Consider the following 14646-nt stretch of genomic DNA (forward strand, 5'->3'; position numbering starts at 1 on the left):
AAACGACGATCGATCTCGTGCGGACCCCAGGAGGCACACTCTTCGATCGATCCGGCCGCGAGGATGCGGCCATCGCGGACGGCAACCGCTTCGACCACGGGCTGCGACGGGTCCATCGTGACGATCCGGCGGGCGGGGAACACGGTGGTGTCGGCCATCGCTCGAACGTACCCGAGGCAACGAGCTGCTCAGGAGCCTGTCGGTTAAGGTTGCCTTACAGAAAAAATCAGCCTATCTTGCGGATGTGACCGATCTTGCGCCCGGCGGCGTTGCGTTCGACCTCGGTGTCGAGGCCCCGCTGCACGGATCTGAGGCCGCGCTCTCGATCGAGAGCCTCCGGTCGCTGGGCGCTCGCCCAGCCGTGGTCGACGACGGTGACGAGGGCCGGACGATCTCGTACGAGGAGCTCGCCGAGCGGGTCGAGCGGCGTCGCGATGCCCTGGGAGACGGCCGCCGCCTCGTCGCGCTCGCGGGTGCGAACGACGTCGACACGATCGTGACGGTGCTCGCCGCATTCGACGGCGGTCACGCGCTGATGATCGCCGAGCCCGGGCGCGCGCTCGACGGACTCGCCGGGACGTACCACCCTGACACCGTCGTCACGTGCGGACGCGGGACTGTCGAGATCGCCCATCCGACCGGATGGGACGAACCGTCCGCGCACGACCTCCATCCGGACCTCGCACTGCTGCTGAGCACGTCGGGGACCACGGGCGGATCGAAGGTGGTCCGGTTGTCGGCTGCGGCCGTCGACTCGAACGCACGAGCCATCGCACAGGCGCTCGAGCTGTCCGATCGTGACCGGGCGATCACCACGCTGCCGCTCCACTACTGCTACGGCCTGTCCGTGATCACCTCGCATCTCGCGGCCGGCGCATCGATCGTGCTCACCGACAACGCCGTCGTCGACCCGTGCTTCTGGCGTGCGGTCGAACGCTGGGAGGTGACCACACTCGCCGGCGTGCCGTACACGTTCGAGATGATCGAACGGCTGGGACGCGACGTGCTCCGGGTCCCGTCGATGCGACTCCTCACGCAGGCCGGCGGTCGGATGGAACCCGATGCCGTCCGACGGTTCGACGAGTTGGGCGAGGAGGCCGGGTGGGGGTTCGCCGTGATGTACGGCCAGACCGAGGCCACGGCTCGGATGGCCGTGAGCCCACCCGACGAGGTGCGGCGGCATCCGACCTCGGTGGGTTGCGCAATTCCCGGGGGAGCGTTCCGGATCGACCGCGCGTGCGACGATCGAGACGCCGGGATCGGCGAGGTCGTCTACACCGGACCCAACGTGATGATGGGCTACGCCTGCGGGTCGGGTGACCTCGCCCGCGGACATGATCTGCGCGAGTTGCGCACCGGTGATCTCGGTCGTCTGGATCGCGACGGACGCTTGGAACTCGTCGGGCGCGCGAGTCGGTTCGTGAAGATCCACGGGAAGCGTGTCGACCTCGACGACATCGAGAACAGGCTGTCGACGCCCGACTGCAGGGTCGTGTGCGTCGGCGATGACGACGGGATCGTCGTGGTCACCGAATCCGATGAACTCGACCGGGTCACGCTGGACGATGGGCTGTACGACCGCGCATGCGCCGAGGTGTCGATCCCTGCGGCCCGCGTGATCGCAGCGACGATCCCGCAGATTCCACGTACTGCGTCCGGCAAGGTCGATGGGCCGTCGCTGGTCGAGGTCGGGCGCAGCGTCGTTCCGTCCGGATCGACCGAGCAGACGGACCGGACCGTTGCCGCGGCATTCGAACTGGTGCTCGGCCTCGACGCCGTCGATCCTTCGTCGACGTTCGCCGACCTCGGCGGTGACTCGTTCTCGTACGTCGAGATGTCCGTCCGGTTGGAGCGGGTGCTCGGCGATCTGCCCGCCGACTGGCACCTGACCCCGATCGCGGTGCTCGAGCAGCATCGCGAGGACGGGATGCCATCGTCCAGATTCTGGACCCGTCTCGACACCGGTGTGCTGATCCGTGCGATCGCGATCCTGCTGATCGTCTGCACCCACATGGGGGTGTTCCGGTTGGCGGGAGGCGCTCATGCGCTCCTCGCAGTCGTGGGATACAACATCGCCCGCTTCCAACTCACGGCGTCGGACGTCCCGGGACGTTTCCGACGCTCTGCCTCCACGATCGCTCGGGTCGCGGTCCCGACCACCTTGTGGATCGGGCTCAACATGTTGATCGTCGGCGGGTACAGCGTCGGGGCGTTGCTGTTGGTCAACAACTACACCGGTGACGCGGCGCGACGCGGTGGACGATGGGAGTACTGGTACTTCGAGACGTTCGTCCAGATCATGGTCGTCGTTGCGCTCGTGTTCGCGATCCCCGCAGTCCGACGCGTCGAGCGACGCGGGCCCTTCGTGTTCGCCCTCGGTGTGTTGGCGCTCACACTCGTCATCCGCTTCGACGTGGTCCAGTGGGGTGGCGAGTACAACGAGATGTTCCGGACCCACACCGTTGCTGGCTTCGTCGCCCTCGGTTGGTGTGCGCAGCGAGCGGACTCCACGTGGAAACGGCTGGTCGTGACGGTGCTCGCCGTGGTCGTGACATTCGGGTACTTCGGACAGTTCGATCGCGAACTTCGGATCGCGCTGATGATCGGTGCATTGATCTGGCTCCCGACCGTCCGGGTGCCACGAGCGGTCGTGACGCTGATCGCACCGATCGCCGCCGCATCGATGTGGATCTTCCTGATCCACTGGCAGGTCTGGCCGTTGTTGACACCGTCGATGCACAACGGGCTGGCGTTCTGGCTGACCATCGCCAGCGGCGTCGGCGTGTGGTGGATGATCGACCGGCTCGGCCGCTTCGTGCGAGACTCGACCGGATGGAAGCACTGGGGCAGCAGGGAAGACCGGTCGACGACGTCATTGCCGACCTGACGGAGAAGCGCACGAACGACGTCCGCTGGGCCGACGGCAAGACCTTCGGAATGGTCTACGACGGTGGGCCGTCCGTCCACGACGTGGCCGAGCGCGCCGCCCAGCTGTATCTGCACGAGAACGCGTTGAACACGCAGGCGTTTCCTTCGCTCGCCGCGATCCAACGCGAAGTGGTCGGATGGACCGCGTCGCTGCTCCACGGCGACGATGCGGTCGCCGGGTTTCTGACGAGTGGTGGGACCGAGTCGATCCTGTGCGCGGTGCTCGCGGCGCGCGAGCGAGCGGCAGCCGAACGCAACATCACCGAGCCGGAGATCGTGCTCGCCGAGACGGCTCACGCCGCGTTTCACAAGGCGGCACACAACTTCGGGCTGACGATTCGCAAGGCGCCGGTCCGGGCCGATTTCACCGCGGATGTCGATGCGATGACTGCGATGGTGAACGAGAACACGGCGATCGTCGTCGGGTCCGCTCCCCAGTACCCGCAGGGTGTGCAGGACGACATCGTCGCGATCGCCGAACTCGCGTCGTCGGTCGGTGCGAACTGTCACGTCGACGCCTGCATGGGCGGTTTCGTCCTGCCGTTCGCTGAGCGACTCGGCCGCGAGGTCCAGCCGTGGGACTTCCGCGTCGACGGGGTCACGACGATCTCGGCCGACATCCACAAACTCGGGTACGCCCCGAAGGGCGTGTCGGTGATCCTGCACCGCACGAAGCAGTCGCGCCAGTACCAGACGTTCGTGTTCGACGACTGGCTCGGCGGGTTCTACGCATCGCCGAACATGCAGGGCACGCGGTCGGGTCTCCCGATGGCGTGCGCGTGGGCGGTCATGCAACACCTCGGGATCGACGGCTACGTCGAGCTGACCCGTCAGACGCTGATCAACGCCGATCGGATGCGTGCCGGGATCATGGCGATCGATGGTGTTCGCGTGCTCGGCGACGGCCAGTTCCATCTCGTCGCGATGACAGGCGAACCGGACAGCGGCGTCGACGCGTTCGCACTCGGAGACGCGCTGTTGCGCCGCGGCTGGTACCACGATCGCCAGACCCCGCCGGACAATCTCCACTCGACGGTGAGCAACACCAACACCGGGGTGATCGACGACTACCTCGAGGACCTCGCGGCCTGCGTCGCCGAGGTCACCGGTACCACCGCCGACGACCGCACCACGACCTACGCCACCCTCGAGTGACTTGCACATTGGTGCCAGGCACCAATGTGCAGCTTCAGTTGATCTGGCGTTCGACGTCGGCCCAGTAGGGGGCGCGGAGCTTGAACTTCTGGAGTTTGCCGGTCGCCGTTCGGGCGAGCTCGTCGCGGAACTCGATCTTCTTCGGACACTTGTAACCGGCCAGGAGACCCTTGGCGTGCGCGATCAGGGTTGTCTCGTCGACGTCGCTCCCCGGAACCGTGACGACGAGTGCCGTGACGAGTTCGCCCCACTTCTCGTCGGGGATGCCGATCACCGCGACCTCGGTGACGTCGGGATGTTGGAAGATCGCGTCTTCGACCTCGATCGAGGACACGTTCTCACCACCCGAGATGATCACGTCCTTCTTCCGATCGGAGATGACGACGTACTGGTCGTCGTCGATCGTCCCGCCGTCGCCGGTGTGGAAGAACCCGTCGTGGATCGCGGCGGACGTCTGGTCCGGCTGCTCCCAGTAGCCCGCCATCACCGTGTTGCTGCGCGCCATGATCTCGCCCTGTTCGTCGACGGCCATCGTCGTTCCGAAGCTGGGGGCGCCGGCGCGGGAGAGTTTCTGGGCGCGGTCGAACGGTGTCAGTTCATCGAACTCCTCGCGCGTCCGATTGATCGTGATCAGGGGTGCCGTTTCGGTCAGCCCGTAGATCTGCACGAACTCCCAACCGAGTTCGACCTCGGTCCGCTCGATCGTCTTGGTCGGCGGGGGAGCGCCGGCGACCACGATGCGAACCCGGTCGCGCCCGGGGACCGGCTTGCCCTCGGCCACGAGTTCGGCCGCAGCGTCGAGCACCGCGTTGAGGACGGCGGGAGCCCCACAGATCAGCGTCACCCCGTGTTCCTCGACCCGTCGGAGGATCTCGTGACCGTCGATCTTGCGGATGATGATGTGTCGACCTCCCATCGCGCTGACGGCGTAGAGCATCCCCCAGCCATTGCAGTGGAACTGGGGAAGCGTGTGGAGATAGACGTCGCGGTCGGACACACCCATGTGCCAGCCGAACGTGGTCGCGTTGATCCAGACGTTGCGATGCGTGAGCTGCACCCCCTTCGGTCGGGCGGTCGTACCTGACGTGTAGTTGATCGTGGCCGTGGCGTCCTCGTCCGGCTCCCACGGCTCGGGCTCGACGTCGAACCTCATCAGCACGGCGTCGCTCTCCTCGCCGATGATCATCGTGCGCTCGCACTCGACCTCGGAGAGCGCGTCGGCCAGTTCCGGATCGACGAGGAGGATGCGGGCGCCGGAGTGCTCGACGATGTAGGAGACCTCGGCCGCGACGAGTCGGAAGTTGATCGGCACGAGCACGCGACCCGAACCCGACACGCCGAACAGGGCGGTGAGCAGTCGTGCCGAGTTGTGGCTGACCATCGCGACTCGTTCGCCCACGGCGATCCCGAGTTCGTCGAGCCCGGCGGCCATCGCGCGCGCCCGGCGCGCCATCTCGCGATAGTCGATCGATCCCCAACTCTCGGCGGGCTGATCCGGTTCGTCCACAACGGCGATCCGGTCGGGATAGACCAGTTCGCCGCGGCGCAGGAAGTCATTGACGGTGAGTGCAACCTTCATGGGTGTCACCGTAAAGCGCGCGGACCTGCAGCACCGTCACGCGCGTGAGATTCAGGGAGCGACCAGGGGCCAGGGCCGTGAGCGCTCCATCGAGAGAGCGAGGTCGAGGAGCAGCGGCTCGGAGAAGTGGCGGCCGATGATCTGCACGCCGATCGGGAGACCGTCGAGGTGACCCGCGGGGACGGAGATCGCCGGGTTGCCGTGCAGGTTGGCCGGGAAGGTGAGGCGACCGTTGTTCGCGGCGCCGGCCTCGATCCCACCGAAGCTCGACGCGAGCGGACCGTTGGCATCGAATGCGACGTCGGGATTGGACGCGGTGATCACGAAATCGACACCGGTGTCGCGGTCGAAGATCGCCGCCATGGCCTCGTTGACGTCCATCCGCCGCTTCTCGATCCGAGCGCGTCCCTCCTCGCCGTACTTCCCCTCGCTCGACCGGAGCCCCGACCGCATCTCGGGCGTCAACTGGTCGAGGCAGTCGGGGAGCCGATCGCCGAGCAACGCGCGGATCTCGATCATCCCCGAGATCGACCAGGCGCCGCCCATCCGGGGCACATGGGTGTCGGAACCATCGACCCGCACGAGTCCGCGTTCGCCGATCAGGCCGGTCGCGGACTCTTCGAGCAGTTCCCACATGATCGGCGAGACGGTCGCACCGCCCCAATCGGGTGCCAACGCGACGCGGGCACCCTTCAGTTCGTCTCCGTGCGACCCGAGGCCACGCTCCCAGCCCTCGACTCTCGGAAGGCTGAGCGGATCGGTCGGATCGTGACCGTTGGTGACGTCGAACCACCGCGCCGTGTCGCGAACCGACCGGCTGAGACAGCCGGTGGTCACGGTCAAGTTGCCGTACGTGGTGCGTGGGCCGAGCGGAATCCGTCCGAACGTCGCCTTCAATCCGACGAGACCGGTGAATCCGGCCGGAATGCGGATCGATCCGCCCCCGTCACCCCCGGTCGCGATCGGCAGGATCCCCCCGGCAACGGCTGCGGCCGAACCCCCCGACGATCCGCCGGGTGTGCGCTCGACGTTCCACGGGTTGCTGGTGGCGCCGTGCAGCACGGTGCGGGTCAGGTTGACCCCGCCGAACTCACTCGAGGTCGTCTGCGCCGCGAGAACTGCGCCACCGTCGTCGACGATGCGCTGCACGTTCGTCGTCGTCTGTTCGCCGATGTCGTCCTTGAACGGAACCGACGCGTGGTCGTTCGGCCATCCGGCGACCTCGTTGAGCGACTTCACCCCGATCGGCACGCCACCGAACGGCTTGGACACGTCAGCGGAACGTGCGGCGGCGCGAGCAGCGTCCCGGTCCGTGAAGCAGATCGCGTTGAGCGTGCTCGCGTCGATGGCGTCGTAGACGGCGTCGAGTTCCTCGATCGGAGTGCGCTCGCCGCTGCGGAACGCGTCGACGAGTCCGACCGCATCGCCCTGCCATGTTTCGTTGCTCATGGGGGGACCGTACCGAACCGTCGCGAGGCGATCTACCATCGCTGCGGCATGGACTCACGGACGTTCCTCGGGCTCGAGCCGACACACAACCGGTTTCGCTGGAAACTGCCCGTCACGCGGAAGATCGCGGTGAGCGGTGGGTTCCTGTTCGGCGGGTGTGGACTTGCGGCAGCGATCTCCGCGCTGGAAGGGACGTCCGGTCGCCAGTGCGTCTGGGCGACGTCGCAGTACCTGTCGTACGCGACTCCCGATGAGGTGGTCGACATCGACGTGACGATCGCGGTCGAAGGACACGCGATCACCCAGGCGCGCGCGGTCTGCCATGTGGCCGATCGCGAGATCCTCACCGTCAACGCGGCGCTCGGGGACCGTTCGATCCCCGAGTCGGGCCAGTGGGAGAAATTTCCCGACGGCATTCCCACGCCGATGTCGCTGCCCCCGCGTCCGATCGCCCAGGACAGCATCGGCACGATCACGGAGAAGCTCGATCAGCGGATGGTGAAGGGCGCCGAGTGGGAGGAACTCGCGACCGAAACGGCGGATGCCGTCCAGGGGGACGGACAGACGATGATGTGGGCACGAATCCCCGACGTGATCGCCGATGTCGACGCGACGACCCTCGCGATCCTGGGCGACTTCGTCCCGATGGGTGTCGGCCACGCCTTGGGTCGGCGCGGCGGTGGGAACAGCCTCGACAACACGCTGCGGGTGTGTCGGACCGTGCCGACCGACTGGGTGTTGATGGACATCCGGATCCACGCCGTCGAGCGCGGCTTCGGGCACGGACTCGTCCACATGTTCGCCGAAAACGGCACGCTCCTCGCGACCGCGAGCCAATCGGTGATCGCCCGCTTCTGGAAACCCTGATTGCCTGGAGATCAGATCGGCCGTTCGGTGATCCACTGGATATCCTGCAACAAGTTAGGGATATTGAATAGTGATCAGAAGGTGGGCTTGACGAATGACAGACAATGTGGACGAGCTGGATCGTCACCAGGTGAATCGGCGAGCCATGTTGACCAAGGCCGCTGCAGCCGGCGCAATCGCCTGGACCGCACCGGTCGTCCTGTCCAAGCCGGTCTCGGCCGCCGACGCCTGCACACCCGACTGCGCGCCACCCCTCAACCAGGCACCTCAGGTGAATCCGATGATCCGGCGCCAGTGCGGAGAGAACGGCGTCCGCAACTATTACCTGTCGGGTGCGGATTTCCCCAGTGTGATCACCTGCCCGTGCGATCAGGTGTCCTCGGTGTACGCGCTGGTGAGCCCCGGCCCCGACCAGATCATCTACTCCGCGACGAAGGTCGAGAACCAACCGATCGTGATTCACTCCAATGTTCCGATCGTCTTCACGATCGCTTGCAATCGCGTAGGTGGCGGACTGGTGTATCGGACCTGCACTCGCCCGCCCTCATCGGGAAATGACCAGTCGTTGGGTCAGGACACCGACAATACGTGCGTCGACGGCCCGGTTTCCGCAACGTACAATTTCAGTGCCCCCTGCGGCTCGGACACCGGCTGCGCCTAAGCGCGGTCGGGTGCGGCTGAATCGGTCGTCGGATTGTTGACTGCGTAAGGTCGGCGGATGGCTCTTCCGATCCGACCAGGCATGACCGTCCCGCTTCCCGGCCCGCTGCATTCGCACGAGGCCAAACTCCACGAGCTGGCCGATCTCGGTTACACCGACATCTGGTCGGCGGAAGCCGATGGGGCCGACGCGTTCACCCCGCTGGCGATGGCCGCCGCATGGGAGCCCCGCCTGCGTCTGGGCACCGCGATCGTGCCGGCGTACACGCGTTCTCCTGCGTTGTTCGCACAGAGTGTGGCGTCGCTCGCTGACGCGGCACCGGGTCGATTCGCGATCGGTGTCGGTTCGTCGAGCAACGTGATCGTCGAGCGATGGAACGGGATCCCGTTCGAGGAGCCGTACAAGAAGGTCCGCGACGTGGTGCGTTTCCTCAACGATGCCCTGGGCGGTGAGAAGGTCAAGCAGAGCTACGACACGTTCGAGGTGAACGGCTTCCGACTGGGGATCCGGCCGGAGCAGAAGCCGCAGATCCTGGTCGCAGCACTCCGCGAAGGGATGCTCCGACTCGCAGGCCGGGAGGCCGACGGGGCGATCATCAACTGGCTCTCGGCCGGAGACGTGAAGACGGTGGCCGGGATCGTGAACGATGCGGGTGGCGGCGACGACAAGGAGATCGTGTGCCGGATCTTCTGCTGCCCGAGCGAGAACGCCGATGTGGTGCGCGCATCCGCGCGGTTCGCGATCGCGGCCTACCTCAACGTTCCCGTGTACGCCGCCTTCCACGACTGGATGGGTCGGGGCGCCGCACTGCGCGGAATGTGGGACGCGTGGCAGGCCGGCGACCGGAAGGCCGCGTTGGCCGAGATCCCCGATGAGGTCGTCGACGACCTCATCGTCCATGGATCACCTGCCGAGTGCCGTGCGAAGATCGAGGCGTACTTCGACAACGGGGTTACGACGAGCTCGCTCGCGATCCTCCCGCTCGATCCCGATCTCGATCACTGGCAGGCGGTACGCGACCTCGCTCCGTCAGCAGGCTGAGGGCCACCGTTTCGGTGCATCGCAGCAGCGGGAGCGCTCCGCATCGTCCCCGGTGACTCGGGAGCAGTAGAAACTCCGGAAAGCTGAGGGGAGCAAACATGTACGACATTCTGATTTCCGGTGGGACGATCATCGACGGATCGGGCCAGCCGCAGTACGCGGGCGACATCGCGATCACGGGTGACCGGATCGTGGCGGTCGGCGACGAGGTCGACGGCACCGCCAAGCGGGTGATCGACGCCGACGGCTCGATCGTGACACCCGGCTGGGTCGACATCCACACGCACTACGACGGACAGGTCACGTGGGACGACGAGCTCGCTCCGTCGTCGATGAACGGTGTCACCACCGCGGTGATGGGCAACTGCGGAGTCGGGTTCGCCCCCGTGGTGCCCGGTTCGGAACAGACGCTCATCGAGCTGATGGAAGGGGTGGAGGACATCCCCGGCGCCGCGTTGTACGAAGGCATTCCGTGGGGGGAGTGGGAGACGTTCGCCGACTACCTCGACGTGCTCGGGGCCCGTACGTACGCGCTCGACATCGGTGCACAGATCCCGCACGGCGCGGTCCGCTACTACGCGATGGGGGAGCGGGGTCGGCGCAACGAAGACGCGACCAGCGAGGACATCCAGGCCCAGGCGAAGATCGTCGAGGCCGCGTTGGGCGCGGGGGCGCTCGGATTCACGTCGTCACGTACCATCGGCCACCGTGCGCTGATGGGCGAACCGGTTCCGGGAACGTTCGCTGCCGACGAGGAGGTTCTGGCCTTCGCCGATGCGATGAAGAACGCCGGGCGCGGTGTGTTCGAATTGATCCCGGCGAGCGCGCTCGGTGATCTCGGTGGGATGGGCGACGGCGAGCAGTCGACACAGTTCGAGGAGTTCGAACTGATGCGTAAGTTCTCGATCGCATCGGGCCGTCCGGTGACGTTCACGCTGCTCGAAGCGATCGGCCAGCCGCACCTGTGGCGTGAGATCCTGGCGATGGTCGCCGAAGCGAACGCAGCCGGTGCGCAGCTGTTCCCCCAGGTGTCGTCGCGACCGATCGGTGTCCTGACCGGGCTGAGCGCCTATCACGCATTCATGCGCAAGCCCCTGTACCTGGAGCGCCTCGCCGATCTGTCGTTGGCAGAGCGAGTGCAGGCGATGCGCGATCCCGAGGTCCGTCAGACGTTGATGTCTCAGGAGAGTGTTGCCCCGGACGAGCCGGGGTCGATGGACAACCTCTACGGCCTGCTGACCGATGCCGCGCCGGCGATGGTCGCACTGACCGATCCGGTCGACTACGAGCCCGGGATCGAGGACCTGTTCGGGTCGATCGCCGCGACGACCGGTTCGGAGATCCTCGATGTGGTGTACGACTTCCTTCTCGAGGATGGCGGAACGCGATTCGCTCGGCTGGCATCGCCGGATTCGCACGGCGCCATGTCGGTGCTCAACGGCATGCTGACGGATCCGACCACGGTGACCGGCCTCAGCGATGCGGGTGCACACGTCACGATGATCTGTGACGGCACGATGCCGACCACGCAGCTCACGATGTGGACGCGCGACTGCGCGGAGGACCTGCGCATCCCGATCGAGGACATCGTGCACAAGCAGACACTCCGCAACGCCAGCCTGTACGGGCTCGCCGACCGCGGCGCGCTGGCTGCTGGAATGCGAGCCGACATCAACGTGATCGATCACGCTGCGCTCGCCGTATCCCCTCCGGTCGCTCGGCATGATCTTCCCGCCGGCGGGACGCGGTTGATCCAGGGCGTCACCGGGTATGTCGCGACGGTGTGTGCGGGTGAGGTGACCCGTGATCGCGACGCTGACACCGGCGCACGCCCGGGGCGGCTCGTTCGATCGACCTGATCAGGCGGCGTGCGGACGACGCGGCGGAAGCGGGTTGGCGACCCGGGCTTCGCGTTGTTCTTGCGATTCGGCGAGCTGACGACGGATCTCGGCAACGTGGGCGAGTCCGCGCTTGCGGGTGGTCGTGCTGAGCTGGAAGCGGACGTGAGCCGACGACGGCTGCAGATCCGTTGAGGGGTTCTCGGGCACCGTCAGCAGGGTCAACTGCTGGGCGCCGGGGGTCTCGATGCGCTCGATGGGGGTGACGGTGTTGTTCATGTGGCCATCATGCGCATGGGGGTGTCACAGAGTTGATGAGAGATCGTCGAGCGCCACCGCGGCGCATCGCTGCGCGCCGCCGACTCCGAGGTGGTCACCTGCGTCACGAGTCGGAGAGCCGCGTGTACGTTGTTCGTTCCTGTGACGGGAGGGGGAGGCCCCAGCCGCCGGTCAACCGACATGAAGCGAACACCGAGGGAGGATCAACCATGTCTCAGCTGCTCCGGGTGCAGAACTTCTGCGTGTCGACGGACGGGTTCGGCGCCGGTGAGGGCCAGAGTCTCGAGCGGCCCTTCGGACACGCCGACCCGGCCGACCTCGTGTCGTGGGCCGGCGCGACGGCGAGCTGGCCGAATCGCACTGAGCCCGGTGGATCCCGCGGACTGGACGACTACTTCACCCGCGACTTCACTCGCAACATCGGTGCCGAGATCATGGGCCGCAACAAGTTCGGCCCCCAGCGCGGTCCGTGGAAGAACCTCGACTGGACCGGCTGGTGGGGAGAGAATCCGCCCTTCCACACGCCCGTGTTCGTCCTCACCCACCATCACCGACCCAGCTTCACGCTCGCCGACACCACCTTCCACTTCCTCGATGCCACGCCCGCCGAGGCGTTGCAGCGGGCCAGGGATGCAGCGGGTGGGAAGGACGTACGGCTCGGAGGCGGGGTCACCACCATTCGGCAGTTCGTGGAGGCCGACCTCGTCGACACCATGCACGTCGCCGTCGCTCCCGTCGAGCTCGGTCGAGGCGAGCGACTCTGGACCTCCGCCGACGACCTGCTCGATCGGTTCCACTTCGAGTCCGTGCCGAGTCCGAGCGGCGTGACCCACCTGCTGTTCTGGCGCCGGTAGACGCATCGGTCGGACGGCGCGAGCGGTTCAGCGGAGGGACGCGGCGACCTTGGTGGCAAGGTCGGCCATCCGGAACGCGTATCCGTATTCGTTGTCGTACCAGATCAGGACCTTGACCATTCGTCCGTCGATCACCATCGTCGAGGGGCCGTCCACGATCCCCGAGCGGGTGTCGTTGGTGTAGTCGGCCGACACGAGGGGGCGCTCCTCGAACCCGAGGATTCCCGCCAACTGGCCCGCAGCGGCAGTGCGAAGCAGATCGTTGATCTCGTCGACCGTGACATCGCGTTCGAGTGTGAACACGGCGTCGGTGAGCGATGCATTGAGCAGTGGAACGCGCACGGCGGTCCCGTCGAGTTTGCCGGTCAACTCCGGATAGATCATCGTGATCGCGGTTGCGGATCCCGTCGTGGTCGGGATCAGCGAGTTGAGTGCGGAGCGCGCTCGGCGGAGATCCTTGTGCGGTGCGTCGACGATCACCTGGGTGTTGGTGACGTCGTGAATGGTGGTGATCGCACCGCGTTCGATCCCGATGCTCTCGTGGAGCACCTTGACCACGGGGGCGAGGCAGTTCGTCGTGCACGACGCGGCGGTCACGATGTCGTGGATGGCGGGGTCGTAGAGGTCGTCGTTGCAGCCCATCACGATGTTCAGCACACCGTCGGACTTCACCGGCGCCGCCACGATGACCTTCCGGACGCCTCCGTCGAGGAACGGCTGCAACGTGTCGGTGGTCTTGAACGCGCCGCTGCACTCGAGGACGATGTCGACGCCACGATCGGTCCACGGCACCGCACCGGGGGAGTCGTGCGCCGTGAACGTGATGTCGTGGCCGTCGACGGTCAGTGTCGACCCGTCGGTGCCGACGGTGCCCGCGTAGCGACCGTGGACGGTGTCGAACTCCAACAGATGCGCGGCCGTCGTGGCATCGCCCGCGATGTCATTGACGTGCACGAGCTCGAGGTCGTCCCGTTCGCGCACTGCACGGACGACCAGCCGACCGATCCGACCGAATCCGTTGATTCCGATCCTGACCGTCATCGAAGAACTCCGAGCGATGCGATCAGGGCCTCGACCCGGGTGCGAATGTCGTCGCGGACTTCTGCGAGCGCATCGGCGGGGCCCCCTGTCGGACTCGGGATGTCCCAATCGAGGTACTGGGTGCCCGGCACGATCGGACATGCCTCGCCGCACCCCATGCTGACGATCACGTCCGCCGCTCGGACCACGTCGTCGGTCCACGGCTTCGGGTACTCCGTCGAGATGTCGATTCCGACCGCAGCCATCGTGTCGACCACGCCCTGGTTGCTGTCCGCTGCGGGCATCGACCCACCGGAGAACACGTCGATCAGGTCGCCTGCGAGATGGCGCATCCAACCTGCCGCGATCTGTGACCGGCCCGCATTGTGGACGCAGAGGAACAGCACGGCGGGCTTGGTGTCGGCGATGCCGTCGAGCCGCATCACGGCGCGGAGTCGGTCGCGAGTCACCCGCTCGATCAGCACCGGAAGCCACCTCGACACCGTTGCCTGGGAGGTGAGTTGCGTCTGTGAGTCGTGGATGTATCGCTCGATCGTCTCGGTGTTGAATGTTCCGGCGAACTGGCGCTGCAATCGCTCGGCGGAATTGCGGACGAGCCGTTCTTCCATCGTCGTTCTCTCGACGTCGGTCGAGCGCCGTTCTGGGGTGCGTGGGGTGGTCATGACAACGCCTTTCGGTCAGGAATCGAGGGTGGAGAGTCGGACGTGAACATCCTCGACGACAGCGTCGAACGCATCGGCGGTTCCGATGGCGATCGGGTCGGGAATCGACCAGTGCCACCAGGCAGCAGGCGAATCGAGCTCTTCACGTGCGCGATCGCACACGGTGATGATCTGAACGTCGGGATCGTTCGGACCCAACAGGTGGGGGACCGCGCTCGACAGGTCGAGGCCGGCCCGCGCTGCCGCAGCGACCGCCCCGGGGTGAACCCGCTCAGCCGGATGGGTGCCGGCC

12 protein-coding genes and 1 pseudogene are annotated in these 14646 nt (G+C 66.4%); 7 read left to right on the forward strand and 6 right to left on the reverse strand.

Annotated features, from left to right (window positions below; genetic code table 11):
- Nucleotides 1–244 precede the first annotated feature (244 nt).
- Together WBV89_RS20375 and WBV89_RS20380 are read left to right on the forward strand one after the other, a co-directional pair.
- A complete protein-coding gene (locus tag WBV89_RS20375) occupies nucleotides 245–2887 on the forward strand; it encodes an AMP-binding protein (protein WP_423983159.1) in 2643 nt (880 codons plus the stop codon).
- Nucleotides 2833–4083: a pyridoxal phosphate-dependent decarboxylase family protein gene (locus tag WBV89_RS20380; RefSeq protein ID WP_423983160.1), complete on the forward strand. Its 1251-nt coding sequence runs from the start codon at nucleotides 2833–2835 to the stop codon at nucleotides 4081–4083. Before WBV89_RS20375 ends, WBV89_RS20380 begins: the two co-directional genes overlap by 55 nt.
- Before the next feature lie 34 nt (nucleotides 4084–4117).
- On the opposite strand, the gene WBV89_RS20385 is transcribed toward WBV89_RS20380, so the two are convergent.
- Entirely contained in the window at nucleotides 4118–5662 is a 1545-nt protein-coding gene (locus tag WBV89_RS20385) for an AMP-binding protein (RefSeq protein ID WP_423983161.1), read from the reverse strand.
- A gap of 51 nt (nucleotides 5663–5713) precedes the next feature.
- A complete protein-coding gene (locus tag WBV89_RS20390; protein ID WP_423983162.1) occupies nucleotides 5714–7111 on the reverse strand; it encodes an amidase in 1398 nt (465 codons plus the stop codon).
- Between the two features lie 48 nt (nucleotides 7112–7159).
- Here WBV89_RS20390 and WBV89_RS20395 point away from each other — a divergent pair, with 48 nt between their 5' ends.
- From WBV89_RS20395 to WBV89_RS20410, 4 genes are all read left to right on the forward strand, one after another.
- On the forward strand, nucleotides 7160–7978 hold the full coding sequence (locus WBV89_RS20395; protein WP_423983163.1) for an acyl-CoA thioesterase: 819 nt from the start codon (nucleotides 7160–7162) through the stop codon (nucleotides 7976–7978).
- Nucleotides 7979–8072: 94 nt separating this feature from the next.
- Nucleotides 8073–8639 (forward strand): hypothetical protein, encoded by a 567-nt coding sequence (locus WBV89_RS20400; protein ID WP_423983164.1) that lies wholly within the window; start codon nucleotides 8073–8075, stop codon nucleotides 8637–8639.
- Nucleotides 8640–8696: 57 nt separating this feature from the next.
- On the forward strand, nucleotides 8697–9680 hold the full coding sequence (locus WBV89_RS20405; protein WP_423983165.1) for an LLM class F420-dependent oxidoreductase: 984 nt from the start codon (nucleotides 8697–8699) through the stop codon (nucleotides 9678–9680).
- Between the two features lie 98 nt (nucleotides 9681–9778).
- A complete protein-coding gene (locus WBV89_RS20410) occupies nucleotides 9779–11539 on the forward strand; it encodes an N-acyl-D-amino-acid deacylase family protein (protein ID WP_423983166.1) in 1761 nt (586 codons plus the stop codon).
- On the opposite strand, the gene WBV89_RS20415 is transcribed toward WBV89_RS20410, so the two are convergent.
- Nucleotides 11540–11797: a hypothetical protein gene (locus WBV89_RS20415; RefSeq protein WP_423983167.1), complete on the reverse strand. Its 258-nt coding sequence runs from the start codon at nucleotides 11795–11797 to the stop codon at nucleotides 11540–11542.
- Between the two features lie 209 nt (nucleotides 11798–12006).
- Here WBV89_RS20415 and WBV89_RS20420 point away from each other — a divergent pair, with 209 nt between their 5' ends.
- Nucleotides 12007–12651 (forward strand): dihydrofolate reductase family protein, encoded by a 645-nt coding sequence (locus tag WBV89_RS20420; protein ID WP_423983168.1) that lies wholly within the window; start codon nucleotides 12007–12009, stop codon nucleotides 12649–12651.
- Nucleotides 12652–12678: 27 nt separating this feature from the next.
- Here the strand turns inward: WBV89_RS20420 and WBV89_RS20425 are convergent, their stop codons facing one another.
- The 3 genes and pseudogenes from WBV89_RS20425 to WBV89_RS20435 form a co-directional block, all read right to left on the reverse strand.
- Entirely contained in the window at nucleotides 12679–13692 is a 1014-nt protein-coding gene (locus tag WBV89_RS20425) for an ArsJ-associated glyceraldehyde-3-phosphate dehydrogenase (RefSeq protein WP_423983169.1), read from the reverse strand.
- A complete protein-coding gene (locus WBV89_RS20430) occupies nucleotides 13689–14300 on the reverse strand; it encodes a low molecular weight phosphatase family protein (RefSeq protein ID WP_423983170.1) in 612 nt (203 codons plus the stop codon). Before WBV89_RS20430 ends, WBV89_RS20425 begins: the two co-directional genes overlap by 4 nt.
- A 69-nt stretch (nucleotides 14301–14369) precedes the next feature.
- Nucleotides 14370–14646 (reverse strand): annotated as a pseudogene (locus WBV89_RS20435) (ArsR family transcriptional regulator); the annotation flags it as partial.

This window comes from Ilumatobacter sp. (genome assembly GCF_049588435.1).
Classification (GTDB): Bacteria; Actinomycetota; Acidimicrobiia; order Acidimicrobiales; family Ilumatobacteraceae; genus Ilumatobacter_A.